Raw genomic sequence first — 16,881 nt, 5'->3', positions numbered from 1 at the left:
AGCCCGCACGCTAGGCGTGCTGGTGCGATGATCGTCGAGCCTCACAGCGGAGCCTCGACGGGATCGGAAGGCGGCGTGTCATGCCGCTCCTCCCGTGGCGGTACGTCCGTCTCCTTGCGCCCATAGCGGGCATAGAGCGTCGGCAGCACGAACAGTGTCAGCAGCGTCGCCGAGACGAGGCCCCCGATCACCACGGTCGCGAGCGGCTTCTGCACCTCCGCGCCCGATCCGGTGGCGATCGCCATCGGCACGAACCCGAGGCTCGCCACCAGCGCGGTCATGACGACCGGCCGCAGCCGCATCATCGCGCCCTCGCGCGCGGCCCGTGCCCGGTCCATGCCTCGCGCCATCAGGTCCTGGATCGAGGAGACCATGACCAGGCCGTTCAGCACCGCGATGCCGGACAGGGCGATGAACCCGACCGCCGCCGAGATCGAGAACGGCATCCCTCGCAGGAACAGCGCAAGCACGCCCCCGACCAGCGCCAGCGGCACGCCGGTGAACACGATCGCCGCGTCGCGCACGCTGCCCAATGCCCCGTACAGCAGCAGGATGATGAGCGCGAAGCAGGCCGGGACCACCAGCATCAGCCTTTGACTGGCCGACTGGAGGTTCTCGAACTGGCCGCCCCAATCGAGATATTGCCCTGCCGGCAACCGGACTTGGGCGTCGATCGCGGCCTGGGCGTCGGCGACGACGCCCGCCACGTCGCGCCCGCGCACGTTCGCCTGGACGACCACGCGGCGCTTGCCGTTCTCGCGGCTGATCTGGTTGGGACCGTCGGTGACGCCGATCTCGGCGACGCTTTGCAGCGGGACGAACCCACCGTTCGGCAAGGGCACCGGCACCTGGCCGAGCGTTTGCAGATCGGCGCGCGCCGCATCCGACAGGCGGATGGTCACGGCGAACCGCCGGTCCCCTTCGAAGATCATCCCGGCGTCGCGGCCGCCGATCGCCGCCGATATCGTGTCCTGCACGGTCTGTGCGGTGATGCCGAGCCTCGACATGATGTCGCGGCGCGGGCGGATGTCGAGCATCGGCAGGCCCTCGGTCTGCTCGACCCGGACATCGGTCGCGCCCCGCGTCTGGCGCAGGATCGCCGCGATGCGGTTGGCGGTCGCGGTCATCGCGTCGGTGTCGTCGCCGAACACCTTGATCGCGATGTCGCCCCGCACGCCCGCGATGAGCTCGTTGAACCGCATCTGGATCGGCTGGCTGATCTCGAACGCGCCGCCGGGCAGCCCTTCCAGCACCCGCTCGACCTTCGCCACCAACTCGGCCTTGGAGAGGTTCGGGTTGGGCCATTCATCGCGCGGCCTCATGATGATGAAGGTGTCGGAGATGTTGGGCGGCATCGGATCGGACGCGAGTTCCGCGGTGCCGGTCTTGGAGAAGACGAACCGCACCTCCGGCAGCCGCCCGATCTGCCGTTCGATGCGTGACTGCATCGCCTGGCTCTGATCGACCGAGGTGCCGGGGATACGCAGCACCTGGGCGGTGAGGTCGCCTTCGTCGAGCTGAGGCAGGAACTCCTGGCCGAGAAACGAGAAGGTGAGGATCGCGGCGAGGAATGCGCCGACCCCGACCCCCATGGTGAGGGTCGGCCGCTTCATCGCCCGATCAAGACCCGGCTCGTACCGGCGCTTGAGCCAGGACATGATGCGGCCTTCCTTCTCCTCGACCGGCTTTGAGAGCCAGATCGCGAGCATCGCCGGCACGAAGGTGAGCGAGAGCACGAAGGCGCAGACGAGCGCGATGATGACGGTGAGCGCCATCGGCGTGAACGTCTTGCCCTCGACGCCGGTGAGCGTCAGCAGCGGCACATAGACGAGGATGATGATCGCCTGCCCGAAGACGGAGGGGCGGATCATCTCGCGGGCGGCCGTGGCGACCACCGACAGCCGCTCGTCCAGGTCAAGCGTGCGGCCATGATGATGTTGCCGCTCGGCGATGCGCCGCAGCGCATTCTCGACGATGATGACCGCGCCGTCGACGATCAGGCCGAAGTCGAGCGCGCCGAGGCTCATGAGGTTGGCCGAGACGCCGCCGCGCAGCATGCCGAAGCTGGTCATCAGCATCGTGACCGGGATCACCAGCGCCGCGATCAGCGCCGCGCGGAAGTTGCCGAGCAGCAGGAACAGCACGACGATGACCAGCAGCGCGCCTTCGGTGAGGTTCTTCGCCACGGTTTTGATGGTGGAATTGACCAGCGCCGTGCGGTCGAGCACCGGCTGCACCACGACATCGGTCGGCAGCGACGCGTTGATCTCGGTGAGGCGCTCCGCGACCGCCGAGGCGACGGTGCGGCTGTTCTCGCCGATCCGCATGATCGCCGTGCCGACAACCACCTCCTCCCCATTCTCAGACGCCGAGCCGTAGCGGATCGCCTGTCCCAGGCGGACCTGTGCGACCTGATCGAGCCGGATCGGCACGCCTTCGCGCGTCGCGATCACGGTGCTCGCCAGCTCTCCGACATTGCGGATGCGTGCGTCCGAGCGGACTGCCAGACCTTCGCCGCCGCGGTTCACGACGCCGGCGCCCACGCCGACATTGTTCTCTTCGAGCGCGCGGGCGAGGTCGGACAGGTTCATGCCGATGGCGGCGAGGCGCTGCACGTCCGGCACGACCTGGAACTGCTTCACATAGCCGCCGATCGAGTCCACGCCGGCGAGGCCGGGCGTGTTCCTGAGCAGCGGAGCGACGATCCAGTCCTGCGCGGTGCGCAGATAGGTCGCCTTGTCGGCTTCGGTGACGAGCCGCTCGCCTTCGGGCGTGATGTAGCTGCCGTCGGGCTGGATGCCCGGCTCGCCGGGCCGGTGCCGGTCCTCCCGGCGATGTTCGAGATGGACCGTCCACATATAGACTTCGCCGAGGCCGGTCGCGATCGGCCCCATGGTCGGGACCGCACCCTCGGGCAGGCTTTCCTCGGCGACCCGCAGCCGCTCGGCAACCTGCTGGCGGGCGAAGTAGATGTCGGTCGAATCCGAGAAGACCGCCGTGACCTGCGCAAAGCCGTTGCGGCTCAGCGACCGCGTGTATTCAAGGCCGGGAACGCCCGCGAGCGCGTTCTCGATCGGGAAGGCGACCTGCTTCTCGACCAGCTCGGGCGAGAGCGCCGGCGCGGTGATGTTCACCTGCACCTGATTGTTGGTGATGTCGGGAACGGCGTCGATCGGCAGGCGACTGATGGCCCAGCCGCCGATCACCGCGGCGATGAGCGTCAGCAGCAGGATGAACCAGCGGCGCTCGACGGAGAATGTGACGATGCGGTCGATCATGGCGGTCAATGGCCTCCATGCTCGGCTTCGCCCTTGCCGAGTTCGGCCTTGAGGGTGAAGCTGTTGGCGCCGGCGAGCTGTTCGTCGCCGCGAAGGCCCGAGGTCACGGCCACATTGTCGCCGCTGGGCGCGCCGAGCGTGACCGGGGTTGCCCGGAAGCCGTGCTCGGTGCGCACGAACACCATCTGTCGGCCTTCGACGGTCTGCACCGCGCTTTGCGGGACCAGCACCGAACCGGCGCCGGCATCGCCGCCGGCCAGCCGGATCGACGCGGTCACCGGCTCGCCGACCCGCCATTGGCCCAAGCGGTTGTCGATCACCGCGATCACCGTCGCGAGCCGCGTCGCCTCGTCGAGGATCGGCGAGACAAAATCGACCCTCGCCACCGACCTGCGTTCCCCCGCGACGACCTCGATGTCCGATCCCGGCCGCACCCTGCCGGCATCAGCCGGCGAGAGGGCGAGCGTGACCGCCACGCGCGAAAGATCGGCGACCCGGAACAACTCCGCGTCGGCCGCGACCGTCTGGCCGAGCGTCACGCTGCGCGCGACCACCTGGCCGGACAGCGGCGATGCAATGCTGACGCGGTTGAGCGCGCCGCCTTGGCCACCGGCCGCGGCGACCTGCTGCTGCGCGAGGCGCAACGCGATCCGCGCCTCGGTCGCCGCCGTTCGTGCGGCGATCAGATCCTGCTCGGGCGAGACGCGCTCGTTGAACAGGCGCTGTTCGCGGCGAAGATTGGATTCAGCAAGTCCGAGCCTGGCGCGTGCTGCCTCGATCTCGGCGTTAAGCGACGCCGCCTCACGGCTTTCGATCACCGCGAGCGTTTGCCCCCGGCCGACCGATTGACCGAGATTGCGGGTGAGCGACACCACGCGCCCGCCGATCGCGGCCGACACCACCTGCATGCCTTGCGGATCGCCTTCGATCGTCGCCGGCAGCGTGAGCGCGCCACCACCGCTGCGCACCGCACGGACCAGCTCGATGCCTGCCGCGCGTATCTGCTGCGGCGTCAACTCGATCTCGCCTTCTTCTTCCGCGTGACCGCCTTCCTTGCCGGCTTGCGCGGTGTTCCCGGCATCGGCGTTCTCCGGCGCGGGGTCGCCGCCGGAGCATCCCGCGACAGCGAGGGCGGCGGCGAGGGTGAGCGGCAGGACCGCTGCAAAACGGGTCTTCATGGGTTTTCCCCCTGGGTAGTCGGCGCGCGTGCGGTCAGCCGCTCGAGCTGCGCCTGGGCGATGTGGTAGGAGAGCAGCGCGTCGATTGCGGCTGCGCGCGTCTCGGCAAGCGTGCGTTCGGCGTCGAGCAGGTCGAGCTGGCCGAACTTGCCTTCCCGGTAGCCGATGCGGGCGATGCGGGCGGCTTCCTCGGCCGCCGCCAGCGCAGGACCGCTCGCGGTCGCGGCGCTGGTCGCGGCATTGGCAGCGTCCGCTTGTGCGCGGGCGATGGCCTGATCGACGTCGAGCGCGGTGACCCGGCGTTGCGCCTCTGCCCGCTGCCGTTCGGCCGAAGCCTGTGACAGCGCCGCGCGCCCATTGTTGAACAGCGGGAGCGGGATCGACAGGCTGAAGATCGCCGCCGTGTCGTTGGTCTGCTCGAACCGACGGGCGCCGGCGCCAACAGTTAGATCGGGCACACGCTGCGAACGGGCGAGCCGAACCCCTGCGTCGGCTATGGCGAGGTCGGCGTCGGCCGCAGCGAGCGCCAATGTGCCGGCGCTCTCGATCGGACGGAGCGGCCCATAGCCTGCCGGCACCTGGCCGAACCAGCCCGCATCGAGCGGCCCTGTGATCGGTTGCCCGACAATCCGTGAGAGGCTGTAGCGCGCAACCTCGACGGCGCGTTCTTCGCGGGCAAGGGCCGTCTCGGCATTGACGCGAGCCACGTCGGCGCGCTGGACCTCGATCGGCGAGGCTCGGCCCGCCTGGACGCGAACCTGCGCGGCGCGCAGCGCCTCCGTCGCGATACGCACTTGATCGCGCGCCGTTACAAGCCGCCTCTCTGCGGCGGCGGCTTCGGCATAGGCGCGGACGACCGACAGCCGGAGATCAGCCTGCGCGATCGCCGCCTGGATAGCCGCTCGATCACTGCGCGCATTGGCGACGGCGATCCGCGCCGATCGCTTGCCGCCAAGCTCGATCGGCAACGTGAGGGAAGTCGTCGCCTCCACGCTGTCGATGCCCCGATAGGGGCCGGAGCCGGCCACATTTTCGGCTTCGACGGTGACGCTTGGATTGGGGCGCAGACCAGCCACGCGGCGACCGGCTTCTGCCGCCCGCACGTCGGCCGATGCGGCCTCCAGCGACGGCGAGACCGCGCCCGCCAATTCCAGCGCTTGGTCTAGTGTGAAGGATTGGCCAGCTTCCGCTGGCGGCGGCTCTTGGGCCTGCGCGACGCTCGCGCAAGCCATCGCGGCCAACACGGCCGCGAGCAATCGGTGCATGATCGAAGACTCCTGACGATTCCGGAAAGCCCCGCAGACGGGGCTAGGTTGGAGTCGTCAGGCTCTTGGAGGGCGGAGTGCTGGGTCTGTGCCAGCCGACACGAGGTCTCTGGCGTTGCCGATGGAGGGCGGCGACGCCGACAGCGACAAACTGGCGCCGACCCCGTCGTCAACCGGCGGGGCGACCTGATGATGCCCGTGACATCCGCCATGCTGGTGCGGCGTGGCCTTGTTATCGTCGGAAGGGACCTGCTCGCTGCCGCCGCTGTCATGGGCCGGGTCTGATGCAATGTCCGAGTCGACGCAGACAACAACAACTGGCTCCGCGGCATGCGCGATCGTGCCCGCCGTCACCGACAGCGCGACAAGGCACATCAAGATCGCAGCCAAAATACGAGCCATTCGCATCTCGTAGCACAGCAGCGCCGCCTTGAGAACCGTTGCATCGTCGGCCGTGATCGCGCACGGGTTGGGCTTGGTGTGTTCTGGCAGTTCCTTTGGAGTAGCGCTTGCGGCCATTCTCGGCAGTGCCGAGCGGCCGTGAGCACGTTTAGACGGTGCTAGGGTAGTATGACCGGCGACACATATTCGTTATGTTTATCCAGCGTGGGGCGCCAGTCTTTCCCCCATATTCCTCGCCTGTCGCCGGTCACCGGCGAATCGCCCCGGTTGCCCGAGACTCCCGCTTGCCGTCGGGTCACCGGGCGGGCGGCTCACCGGGCAGGCTGAGCCGGGCGATGAAGCCCTGCGCCACGGCGGGGAACTCCAGTGAGCCCTGGTGGTGGCGGGCAATGGCACGCACCAGGGCCAGCCCCAGGCCGTGGCCATCCGCCCCCGAGGCCGGGTCGGCACGGAAAAAGCGTTCGCCCAGGCGGGCGCGATGTTCCGCCGGCACGCCGGGGCCGGTGTCACGCACATCAAGACGCATGGTGCCGGCGTCGATGCCCAGCGACACGGTGACCGCACCGCCCTCGGGCGTGTATTTCAGCGCATTGTCGAGCAGGTTGCAGATCGCCTGGAACAGCAGGTGACGGTCGCCGCGCATCGGCGCGACGGGCGGCGCGGCCACCGTCACCGCGATCCGGCGCTGCTCGGCCACCGGCGCGTAAAGCTCCACCGCCTCGTGCAGCAGCGTCGACAGGTCGAGCGCCTCGCGCACCGGCGTGTCGCGGCCGACCTCGATGCGGGCGATGCGCAGCAGGGCGTCGAAAATCCGCTGCAGCCGGTCGGCATCGTCGCGCGCCCGGGTGGCGGTGGTGGTCAGCAGATCGTCGCCGGTGCGGCTGGCGGCCACCTCCAGCAATTCCAGGTCGCCGCGCAAGTGGGTGAGCGGCGTGCGCAGTTCGTGGGCGATGTTGTCGGAGACACGGGAGATCGAGGCGATGAGCGCCTGGATGCGGTCCAGCATGGCGTTGAGCGTCATCGACAGCCGATCGAAATCGTCGCCAGTACCGCGTACCGGCACGCGCTCGGCCATCTTGCCCACCAGCACCCGTTGGGCGGCGCGGTTGATGGCGTCGATGCGGCGGCCGACACCGAGGCTGAGCAGCAGGCCCCCGCCAAGCCCCAGCATGGCGGCGAGGGTGGCGGCGCCGCCGAGTACCTGGGTGATCAGCTCCTCCCGCTCATCGATGTCCTCGGTGTCGCGGCCCACCAGCAGCCGGCCGCCGTCGACGAAGGGTACCACCCGCAGGAACGCCTCGTGCTCGCTGTCGATGTCGCCATCATTGAGTTCAAATTCGATGCGCAGCCACGGGCCATTGCCCAGCTCGCCGGGGTAGACCGGAATATTGCCGGACAGGACGTTCTGACGGGAATCCACCAGCATATGGTAGAATTGCCGGCCGGCGGTCCGGTTGACCTCGCGCCGGAGCGCCGCCACCAGTGCCGTTGTGTCGGAGCCATCGCCGTACAGGGCGGCGAACCGGCGCGCGTCCTGCTCGATCGATGCTTCGACCTGCTCCAGCGGCCGGTGAATGGTGGCCCAGTAGCCGATGGCCAGCAGCACCGCCACCGACACGCAGAAGAACACCATGAAGGCCAGTGTCAGGCGGAAGGTGAAGCTGTGCCAGAGGGTGGCAAGACGCGGCGTCATCGGGTGGCTCCCGCTGCCATGCGTCAGCTCTCCACCCGCAAGGTGTAGCCGGCGCCACGCACGGTGTGGATCAGTGCCGGCGTGAAGCCCTTGTCGATTTTCTGGCGCAGGTTGCTGATGTGCTGGTCGACGATGTTGGTCTGCGGGTCGAAGCGGTAATCCCATACCGCCTCCAGGATCATGCCGCGCGTCAGCACATGGCCCTGGTGGCGCAGCATATATTCCAGCAGACGCTGCTCACGCGGGCTGAGCTCAATGCGCCGGCCGGCCCGCTCGACGGTCCGGCCGCGCAGATCGAACCGCAGATCGGCGACTTCCAGCACCATGGCCTCGCTGGCGGGCGCCGGACGCCGCCCCAGCGCGTCGACCCGGGCGACCAGTTCGATGAGCGCGAACGGCTTGGTGAGATAATCGTTGGCGCCAGCCCGCAGACCGGCGACCCGGTCCTCGACCGTGCCCAGCGCGCTGAGCAGCAGGACCGGGGTCGGGTCGCCGCCCGTGCGCAGGGCGGACAGGATGGCCATGCCATCGACATGGGGCAGCATGCGGTCGAGCACGATGACGTCGTAGCCGCCGGCGGCCGCATGAAACAGTCCCTCCCGGCCGTCGGCGATCAGATCCACCGTGTGGCCGGCATCACGCAGGCCCCGCGTGACGTGAGCGCCGACCCGGGCGTCGTCCTCAATGACCAGCAGGCGCATTTCGTCCCGTTCCGCGTGTCAGTCCAGCGCGCCGAGAATCATCGTCCCCGAGCGCGGATCGACGGTGATTTCCTGGCGCCGGCCCTCGATGGCGACATCCATTTCCAGATAGAGGCGGCCGTCCATCTCATCAAGGCTGACCTCCTGCACCTTGCCGCGGGTCTGTGTTTCCACCGCCGCGATCAGGTCGACCAGCGGCCGTTCGGCGGTGCGGGCGGCACCAAGCCGGTCGGACCGGAAGACGCGCAGGTACAGGCTGTCGACGACCTGGCGATCGCGCGAGATCAGCGTGCCGGACTGCGCGTCGATGACGGCGCGATGCACCGAGCGGCCGCGCAGCACGTCGACCTCATAGACCGGGCGCCCGCGCAGGGTGTCCAGCTCGGCTTCCAGGGCGCGTCCCTGTACGGCCTCCTCGGCGACGCGGACGGCCTGACGCAGGCCGACGGGCTCGACCAGGCGCAGCGTCACCGGCGCCGGAGTGTCGCTCGCGGTTGGCGCGGCCGAACCGGTGGCGGGCAGGGCGGTGACCAGCAACCCGGTAATGATGGCGGGGGCTGCGAAAAAGGTGCGGGGAGTGTTCATGGGTTTCCTCGTGGTTGGTGGGAGAGATCGGGGATCAGGGGGCCGTCGCCAGACTGGCCTCGATGAGGTCGACGTAGCGGTGCAGCATGTGCGACCGTTCGAACTGGCGCGCGCGCGCGATCAGCCGGTCGCTGTCGCGGGACGCGTCGAGCCGGTCGAGCATGGCCTGGGCCAGTCCGGGCACGTCGTCGAGGGCCACCAGCGGTGCCAGTGGCCCGTCCGGCGTCTCCACCAGTTCGACGACGCCGGTGGGGCAGCGGGTGGCGACCACCGGGCAGCCGGCGGCGAACGCTTCCAGCAGGACGTTGGGCATGCCTTCCCACAATGACGTCTGCACCAGCAGACTGGCGCGGGCGAGGTAGCGATAGGGATTGGCGTCGAACCCCATCAGCCGGACGTCATCGGCGATGCCCAGCTGGATTGCCAGCCGTTGCAGCGTCGCCTGCTGGCCGCCGGTGCCGAGGATCGCCAGTCGCAGCGGCCGCCGGGCGCGCGCCAGTGCGAACGCACGCAGCAGCATGGCGAAATTCTTCTGCGCCACCAGCCGGCCGATGCCAAGGACGACCGGCGTTGTACCCTCGCTGAACCAGGGGTCGCTGACAGCCGCGCGGCCCGCGGCGCTGACACCGGCGATGTCGACACCGTTGGGAATGGCGTGCAGCCGCGCGTTCACCGGTGCGAGTTCGCGGGATGCCCGGTCGGCGAGTTCCCGGGCGACGCAGACCAGATCGTCGGCTTGCGAGGCGACCCTCCGCATCAGGCCGCGCATCAGCGGGGCGCGCAGCCGACTGAGCATGCGGCCGACGCCGCGAGGGCGTTCGTGGCGGAAGTCATTGGACAGCCGCATGATGACGCGCGGCCGGGCGGCCTGGCCTACCACGGCGGCGGCGGCCAGCGGGTGAATATGGCTGCCAGCGGAAAACAGCACGCGGGGGTGATGGTTCGCCAGCCAGCGGCGCATCGCCGGCACCGCCTGGGCAATGGCCAGTGCGCGCTGGGGCAGCGCGTGCCCGGGCAGCAGGATGTGGCGTTCCACCTGCGGGTCGAGCGGCTGACCGGCCAGCTCGCCGCCATCGCGCACCATCACCAGGCAGACACGCCAGCCGGCCTCCACCGTGGCGTTGACCAGATGGCACAGGTTGCGCACCACGCCGGAGCCGCGCAGGTCGAACACCAGGAAGGCGACGTCCGGTCGGTCGGGCAGGGCGTCGCGGACCGGCAACGCCGGCAGGAAGGGCTGCTGGCGCACCGGCGGTCGGGAGGGGGTCGCCCGCGGGGGCGATGGCAGTAGCGGGGTGAGCAGTTGCAGGGTCACGACGTCCTCGCGGATTGGGAACGTCGCCCGGCTTAAGGGGCGTCAATGGGCGCCTCATGGGGCGTTCATGTAAAATCGCCCATGAAGCGATTGGCATCGGACGGACGCGAAAAAGGCCCGGGACGTGCGTCCCGGGCCTGCCAGTTCAGTCAGATATCAGTCGGAGTTCAGCGCGCCCGGCGGGTCCGGCGCAGCGCCGCGACGCCGGCCAGGCCGGCGCCAAACAGCAGGGCGGCAGCCGGCACCGGCACGCGCGCCTGGGGCACGAAGTTGAGCCCGGCCACGTCCTGGGCGCTGAGGGTGAAGGCGTAGAGCCAGTTGTCGATCAGCGCCGTGCCGTCCGGGCAGGTGCTGCCCAGCGGGATGGTGTTGCTGAACTCGTCGGTGGCGCCGGCGAAGGTCGGGCCGGCGCAGACGTCATACTGGGTGCCGCTGCCGGTCTGGGTGACCGAGAAGTCATTGTCGATGCCCATCAGGAACGACAGCGAACCGTCGTTGAGGAATTCACCGAAAGTGATGCCTTCCATCTTCTCGGTGATCGGCAGGCCGGCGGCGTTGAGCGCCGCCGCGAGGTCGAGGAACAGCGTCTTCGACACTGGCGAGACGCCGCCCGGCAGGCTGTTGGTGTTGGTGAGGTCGATCCCGGAGACGTCGGTCGCGCCGGTGATGTCGATCTTGTAGATGCGCTTGATGCCGACGAAATCGGCGTCGTTGCCATCGGTGAGGTCGGGGTTCTCGACGCCCAGCCCGCGGTTGTCGCGCTCGATGACCAGGAACTCTTGGTCGTTGATGGCGATGATCGCGCTCAGGCCGATGTTGCGGCCCTGGGCGCTGCCGCCGAAGGTGTGGCCCGGCACGTTGGCGTTGATGTCGGCGCGGGCGTCGAGCTGGTAGATATACTGCCCGACCGCCTCGCCAGTGGCGACGTCGAACTTGACGATGCGCACGTTGCGGCTGCGGCGACCGTCGATGGCGCCGTTGTCGGTGCCTTCGTTGACCAGCGGATCCTGCATTACGGCGAGGGCGTATTTGCCATCCGGCGTGATGGTCAGGCCCTCGAAGCCACGATTGTCCTGCCGGCCGGTGGTGATGGTGCCGCGCCCGTCAACGTAGTTCAGGGTCGCGCCCTGCTTTGGCAGCAGATTTTCCGGCGTGGTGAAGGCGCGGACCAGTTTGCCGCTGGCGTCGAATTCCTTGATCGACGGACCATATTCGTCGGCGACGAGGAAGTGGCCGTTCTTGGTCATCGTCAGACCCTCGGGGTCGAACGAGCCACCGAGCACGCTCTTGCTGCCGTTGTTGGGGTCGAGCGACGGGTTGAGGCCGGTGAAGCTGCTGCCGTCGGCCTGCTTGAAGACAATGGTGTCCACCAGCACGAAGTTGGAGGCCGCGCCCGTCACCGGGTCGACGGTCAGCGCGAACTTGTTGATGCGCGGCGCATAGGGCAGCACGCCGCCGCCGGGGCCGCGATCACCGAGCGCGTAATAGTAGCCGGTATGGCGGTCGTAGTAGAGGTCGGAGAAGATGCCGCCGAGGCGATTCTGCGCGCCTTCGGAGGGCTCGCCCGACAGGTCGGTGCCCATCGGGATCGACAAGGCGTTGACCAGCGTCGGCGCGGCCTGGGCGGTCAGCGATGCAAGCAGGCTGGTGCCGAGCGCCAGCCCGGCCAGGAATTTCGTCATGATGTTGCCCCTCAATGAATTGAACAGCGCCTGTGTGGCGTCTTGTTGAGGGGCGACTAGCGGGCCAGCATGACGCCGGCGTTACGCTGGCGTGACTGGGTAAAGACAGTGTTAACCTAATGACTTAGCCACGCGCGGCGATGGCGTCGGCGATGTCCACCAGGCGCTGGGCGACCTCGGCGTGCAGCGACTCGACCATCACCCCGTCCAGCGTCGCCACCCCCTTGCCGGCGGCGCGCGCGGCGGTGAACGCCGCCACCACGGCGCGGGCGTGCGCCACCGCCTCGGCCGAGGGCGCGAACACTGCGTTGACGGTGTCGATCTGGCCGGGGTGGATCAGCGTCTTGCCATCGAAGCCGAACTGGCGGGCCTGCACCGCCTGGGCTTCCAGGCCGGCGATGTCGCGGAAGTCCGGGTACATGCCGTCGAGGATGTCGAGGCCGGCGGCGCGCGCCGTCATCACCGCCCGGCTCATGGCATAGGCCAGCGGCGCCCGGTCCGGGGTGTCCTCGGCGCGCAGATCCTTCACCAGATCGGCAAAGCCCATGACCAGGCAGCCCAGCCGGTTGTGGGCGAAGGCGATGTCCTCGATGCGCAGGAAGCCGCGCGGGGTCTCGATCATGCACCAGATGCGCACGTCGGGGCGGGCGCCGGCCTTGTCCATCTCCAGCGCCAGATGTTCCACTTCCGCCGGGCCCTCGACCTTGGGCAGCAGAATGGCTGCCGGGCCGGCGGCCGCCGCGGCGTGGACGTCATCGATCCCCCACGGCGTATCGAGCCGGTTGACCCGGATCACCAGCTCGCGGTTGCCGTAACCGCCGTCCCAAACGGCTTTCGCGGCGGCGGAGCGGGCGGTCTCCTTGGCGTCCGGGGCCACGGCGTCCTCAAGGTCGAGGATCACCACGTCGCAGGCGAGACTCCGGGCCTTCTCCAGCGCGCGGGCGTTCGAGGCGGGCATGTAAAGCGCGCTGCGGCGGGGACGATAGGTGGCGGACATGCGGCATCTCCTCGGTCGACGGCATTGCAGGGCACGCTGCGCTCATACGCCCGGTTGCCGCCGGCGGCAATGACATGGGCCAAACGTCGCCGGGCGCAAAACACAAAGGCCGGGCATCAAGCCCGGCCTTTGCCACGATCGTCGTGATTGGTCTGGGGTTACCAGCCGCACTGACGGCCTTTGTTTTCCTTCTGCAGGTAGCTCATCAGTGGCTGGAAGTAGGCGACCATCGCCCTGGCGTCCATCCTGGGCGAGCCGGTGAAGGCCTGCAGCGCTTCCGGCCACGGCTTGGAGGCGCCCATTTCCAGCATGGCGTTGAGCTTCTTGCCGACTTCCTTGTTGTCGTAGATCGAGCAGCGGTGCAGCGGCCCCTTCCAGCCGGCCTGCTTGCAGGCGGCCTGGTGGAACTGGAACTGCAGGATGCGCGCCAGGAAGTAGCGGGTATAGGGCGTGTTGCCGGGAATATGGTACTTGGCGCCGGCGTCGAAATCGGTCTCGTCGCGCGCTTCCGGTGGCACGATGCCCTGATACTGGGTGCGCAGCTTCCACCAGCCGGCGTTGTAGGCCTCGGGCTTGATCTCGCCGGAGAACACCTGCCAGCGCCACTTGTCGATCAGCAGGCCGAACGGCAGGAACGCCACCTTGTCGAGCGCCTGGGCCATCAGCAGGCCGATGTCGGCGCTGGCGGGCGGCACCTTCGCCTTGTCGAGCAGGTTCAGCTTGACCAGGTAGTCCGGCGTCACGCTGAGCGCGACGAAATCGCCGATCGCCTCATGGAAGCCATCGTTGGCGCCATTGAGATAAAGGAAATCCTGCTTGTTGTAGGCGCGCTGGTAGAAGTTGTGGCCAAGCTCGTGGTGAGCGGTGACGAAATCGTCGCCGTTGACCTTGGTGCACATCTTGACGCGGATGTCATCCTTGTTGTCGAGGTTCCAGGCGCTGGCGTGACAGACCACCTCGCGGTCACGCGGCTTGGTGATCATCGAGCGGTCCCAGAAGGTCTGCGGCAGCGGCTCCAGCCCCAGCGAGGTGAAGAAGGCCTCGCCGGTCTTGATGACCTGCTCCGGCGTGTAGCCCTTGGCGACCAGCAGTTCAGTGAGGTCATAGCCCTTGTCGGCGCCCTTGGGGGCCACGACGTCGTAGATGTTGCCCCACTCCTGCGCCCACATGTTGCCCAGCAGGTCAGCGCGGATCGGCCCGCTCGCGGGCTGGACGGCATCGCCGTATTTTTCGTTGAGCTTGGCGCGGGTGTAGCAGTGCAGCTGGTCGTACAGCGGCTTCACCTGACCCCACAGGTCATCGGTGAGCCTGGCGAAATCGTCCGCCGGCATGTCATAGCCGGCGCGCCACATGGCGCCGACATCCTTGAAGCCCAGCTCGCGCGCGCCCTGGTTGGCGATCTCGACCATGCGGGCATAGTCCTGGCGCATCGGCTTGCCGACATTATCGTGCCAGGAGACCCACATCTCCTTCAGCTTCGCCGGGTCGCGCTCGGTGCCCATCTTCTCCTCGATGTCGACACCGGCCACCGGCTGGCCATCGAGCGTGCCCCGGCCCTTGCCGTAGGTCGATTGCAGGCGGGTGGCGATGTCGTTGAGTTCGAGTGCCGCGCCGGGCGTCGAGGGCGCCGGCAGCACCAGGCCGAGCTTCAGCATGGTGAGCTTGCGGCGCAGCTCGGGCGCCACCTGCACGGCATCGAAACGGGCGGCTTCCTTGGCGAGCTTGACGCCCAGTTCGGTGTATTCCGTGCCGGCGCGCGCCGACAGCCAGTCGGTGTCTTCCGTGATATAGGTGGCGTTCACCCACGCCACGCGGCTGGCATATTCACTCAAGGCCGCCAGTTGCTGCTCGGCGCTGGCAACGAAGGCCGCCGCGTCGGCGGCGGTGGGCGCGTCGGCGGCGCGCGCCGGCTGGGTCGCAGCCACGGCTAATCCAAGCGCCAGGGCCATGGCGGTGGTGGTCTTCAACATCAAGACAGTCCCCCCGGGGATTGAAAGTTGCGGAAGCGGGCGGCGGCGCAGGCGCGCCGGCCCCGACAGAGCGGCAGAAAAGCCGCTTTTGGCGGGCAGGTCAACGGGTATCGGGACAGATTATTGCGCGGAATGTCCGGGGACGGCGTTGCCGCTGGCGGGCATGGGCTGGCAATAGGCGCCGGCCGCCTGGATCGCGGCGCAGGCTGTCCGCGCCGTGGCAGCGTCGCCGACGGCATAGAGCCGCAGCATCCGGCCCTTGCCGGGGATGTTGGTGGGCGCGGTTTCCGGCGACAGCGCCGCCAGCGCCGGCACCCGTGCCGTCAGCGTCCGCCAGTAGGTGGCGGCGTTGTCGGCTAGGGCGTAGGAGGCCAGATGCAGGCGCAACCTCGGACCGGCGTCGCCGGGGGCGTCGTGGGCCGGCGGATGGGCGGCGTCATGGGTCGCCGTCGGGGCAGGCAGGGCGGTCTCGCGCACCGGTGGCGCGGCTTCTGGTCTGAGGAACAGCAGCACCTGCTCGCCGCGGATGACCAGGCCGTCGCCGCCGCCGATTCGGGCGGCATCCAGCAGGATCTGCCCGTCGCAGACGATGCGCACCACCTCCACCGCCGCCATCGGGTTGAGGTCGATCCCGGCGGGCACCGCCCGCAGGCCCAGCGTTTCGCCCAGGCCGCGCATCCGGGTCAGTTGCTGCGGCCCGCCGCAGCGGCGGCCGAAGGGGTCGCGAACGCTGGCGGCATCGACCACCAGCGTCATGCCGGCCAGCGCATCGGCGGCCGGGCTGGTGCCCGAAACCGGCACTGCGGCGACCACCCGCCAGGTGCCTTCCAGCGGCGCGGCGCCGACGGCCGGCGATGCGGCCAGCGCGGCGATCAGCGCGACTGTCAGGTTGGCAACGGGGCGTGGCGCGATCACAGCAGGTCGAGCAGCAGCTTGCGCCGGTTGAGCGGTTGCACCGGCCGGGCGTTCATCGGAAACAGCGCCGCGAAGCGCTCGATCTGCGCCGGCGAGGCGCTGACGGGCTGGCGCAGCACCACCCACGACACCACTTCGCTGCACGGCGGCGTCGTCAGCGATCCGGCATAGCGGTAGCTGGTGGGATCGCCGGGCAGGAAGCTGGCGATGTCCAGCGGTGCCGCCAGGCGCGTCTTGTCGCCGGCCTGGGTCGGCATCGCCGACCAGATGGCCTCCAGCGTCGGGTTGGCGGGGCCGGGGGTGAAGAACAGGCCGACGACGGCGAGGCCGCCGCTGGCGTTGCGATGCACGAAATGCACTTCCAGCGGAAAGCTGCGGCCGTCGATCACATGCTCGCTGGGGTGATGGAAATGGAACTGCAGCAGCTGGTGCGGCTGGCGATCGATCACCGCCTCGCTGCCGGCCGGCCAGTTGACCTGGATGGTGTGGCCATTGTGGATGATCTCGGCCGTGGCCGGCGCCCAGCGGGTCGCGAGATCCGGCGTGGCGGCGGGGATGGCCTCGGTCAGGTTGACGGGTGACTGTTCACGGCCGATGCCACACAGGGCGTCGCCAGGCGCCAGCTTGCCCCACTGGGCGGGGCCGGTGGGGCCTTCGTAGGACCAGTGGGGTGCGTCATGGCCGCCCTTGGGCGCGGCGTGTTCGGCGGCAATGCCCACGCGGGCGGCGACGGCGCAGGCCGGGCAGGCGAGTGCCAGGGTGAGGAAGCGCCGGCGGCTGGCCGGGGATGCAGGTTGGGACATCGGCGGTCCTTCCCATGGTGGCGTTGCGGTCTCGATGGCGCCATTTCGCCACAACATGGTTGACGAATGGTCAAGACAGTACCGGACGGGGGGCGGC

Annotated in this window: 13 protein-coding genes; all 13 read right to left on the bottom strand. The window is 68.9% G+C overall.

The features are described 5' to 3' along the window. Positions 1-41: 41 nt before the first annotated feature. The 13 genes from ABU113_RS11295 to ABU113_RS11235 all read right to left on the bottom strand — a co-directional run bounded on the left by ABU113_RS11295 (position 42) and on the right by ABU113_RS11235 (position 16,784). On the bottom strand, positions 42-3,278 hold the full coding sequence (locus tag ABU113_RS11295; protein WP_053555765.1) for an efflux RND transporter permease subunit: 3,237 nt from the start codon (positions 3,276-3,278) through the stop codon (positions 42-44). 5 nt (positions 3,279-3,283) lie between these two features. After that, positions 3,284-4,456 carry an efflux RND transporter periplasmic adaptor subunit gene (locus ABU113_RS11290; RefSeq protein ID WP_053555764.1) on the bottom strand — a complete coding sequence of 391 codons (1,173 nt, stop codon included), beginning with the start codon at positions 4,454-4,456 and terminating at the stop codon, positions 3,284-3,286. Further along, positions 4,453-5,721, bottom strand: a complete 1,269-nt coding sequence (locus tag ABU113_RS11285; protein WP_027443720.1) for a TolC family protein — start codon at positions 5,719-5,721, stop codon at positions 4,453-4,455. Before ABU113_RS11285 ends, ABU113_RS11290 begins: the two co-directional genes overlap by 4 nt. Positions 5,722-5,778: 57 nt before the next feature. After that, entirely contained in the window at positions 5,779-6,240 is a 462-nt protein-coding gene (locus tag ABU113_RS11280) for a hypothetical protein (protein ID WP_188235848.1), read from the bottom strand. A 178-nt stretch (positions 6,241-6,418) separates the two neighbouring features. Further along, complete coding sequence (locus ABU113_RS11275; RefSeq protein ID WP_454559615.1) at positions 6,419-7,816, bottom strand: sensor histidine kinase; 1,398 nt, start codon at positions 7,814-7,816, stop codon at positions 6,419-6,421. Positions 7,817-7,839: 23 nt separating this feature from the next. Next, positions 7,840-8,517 (bottom strand): winged helix-turn-helix domain-containing protein, encoded by a 678-nt coding sequence (locus ABU113_RS11270; RefSeq protein ID WP_454559614.1) that lies wholly within the window; start codon positions 8,515-8,517, stop codon positions 7,840-7,842. Between the two features lie 18 nt (positions 8,518-8,535). Then, positions 8,536-9,102: a PepSY domain-containing protein gene (locus tag ABU113_RS11265; RefSeq protein ID WP_454559613.1), complete on the bottom strand. Its 567-nt coding sequence runs from the start codon at positions 9,100-9,102 to the stop codon at positions 8,536-8,538. Positions 9,103-9,136: 34 nt separating this feature from the next. Next, positions 9,137-10,417 (bottom strand): glycosyltransferase, encoded by a 1,281-nt coding sequence (locus ABU113_RS11260; protein ID WP_454559612.1) that lies wholly within the window; start codon positions 10,415-10,417, stop codon positions 9,137-9,139. A gap of 167 nt (positions 10,418-10,584) precedes the next feature. Next, positions 10,585-12,099, bottom strand: a complete 1,515-nt coding sequence (locus ABU113_RS11255) for an esterase-like activity of phytase family protein (RefSeq protein WP_454559611.1) — start codon at positions 12,097-12,099, stop codon at positions 10,585-10,587. Between the two features lie 124 nt (positions 12,100-12,223). After that, on the bottom strand, positions 12,224-13,096 hold the full coding sequence (locus ABU113_RS11250) for an HpcH/HpaI aldolase/citrate lyase family protein (protein WP_454559610.1): 873 nt from the start codon (positions 13,094-13,096) through the stop codon (positions 12,224-12,226). 158 nt (positions 13,097-13,254) lie between these two features. Further along, a complete protein-coding gene (locus ABU113_RS11245) occupies positions 13,255-15,066 on the bottom strand; it encodes a M2 family metallopeptidase (RefSeq protein WP_454559609.1) in 1,812 nt (603 codons plus the stop codon). 120 nt (positions 15,067-15,186) lie between these two features. Further along, positions 15,187-15,981: a hypothetical protein gene (locus tag ABU113_RS11240; RefSeq protein WP_454559608.1), complete on the bottom strand. Its 795-nt coding sequence runs from the start codon at positions 15,979-15,981 to the stop codon at positions 15,187-15,189. Continuing rightward, positions 15,978-16,784: a carbonic anhydrase gene (locus ABU113_RS11235; protein WP_454559607.1), complete on the bottom strand. Its 807-nt coding sequence runs from the start codon at positions 16,782-16,784 to the stop codon at positions 15,978-15,980. The genes ABU113_RS11240 and ABU113_RS11235 overlap by 4 nt, the downstream gene beginning before the upstream one ends. Positions 16,785-16,881: the final 97 nt, after the last annotated feature.

The organism is Parapedomonas caeni, assembly GCF_041060555.1.
Classification (GTDB): Bacteria; Pseudomonadota; Alphaproteobacteria; order Sphingomonadales; family Sphingomonadaceae; genus CAUJIW01.
The sequence above is the reverse complement of the archived record's forward strand: the minus strand, read 5'-3'. Positions and strand labels throughout refer to the sequence as shown.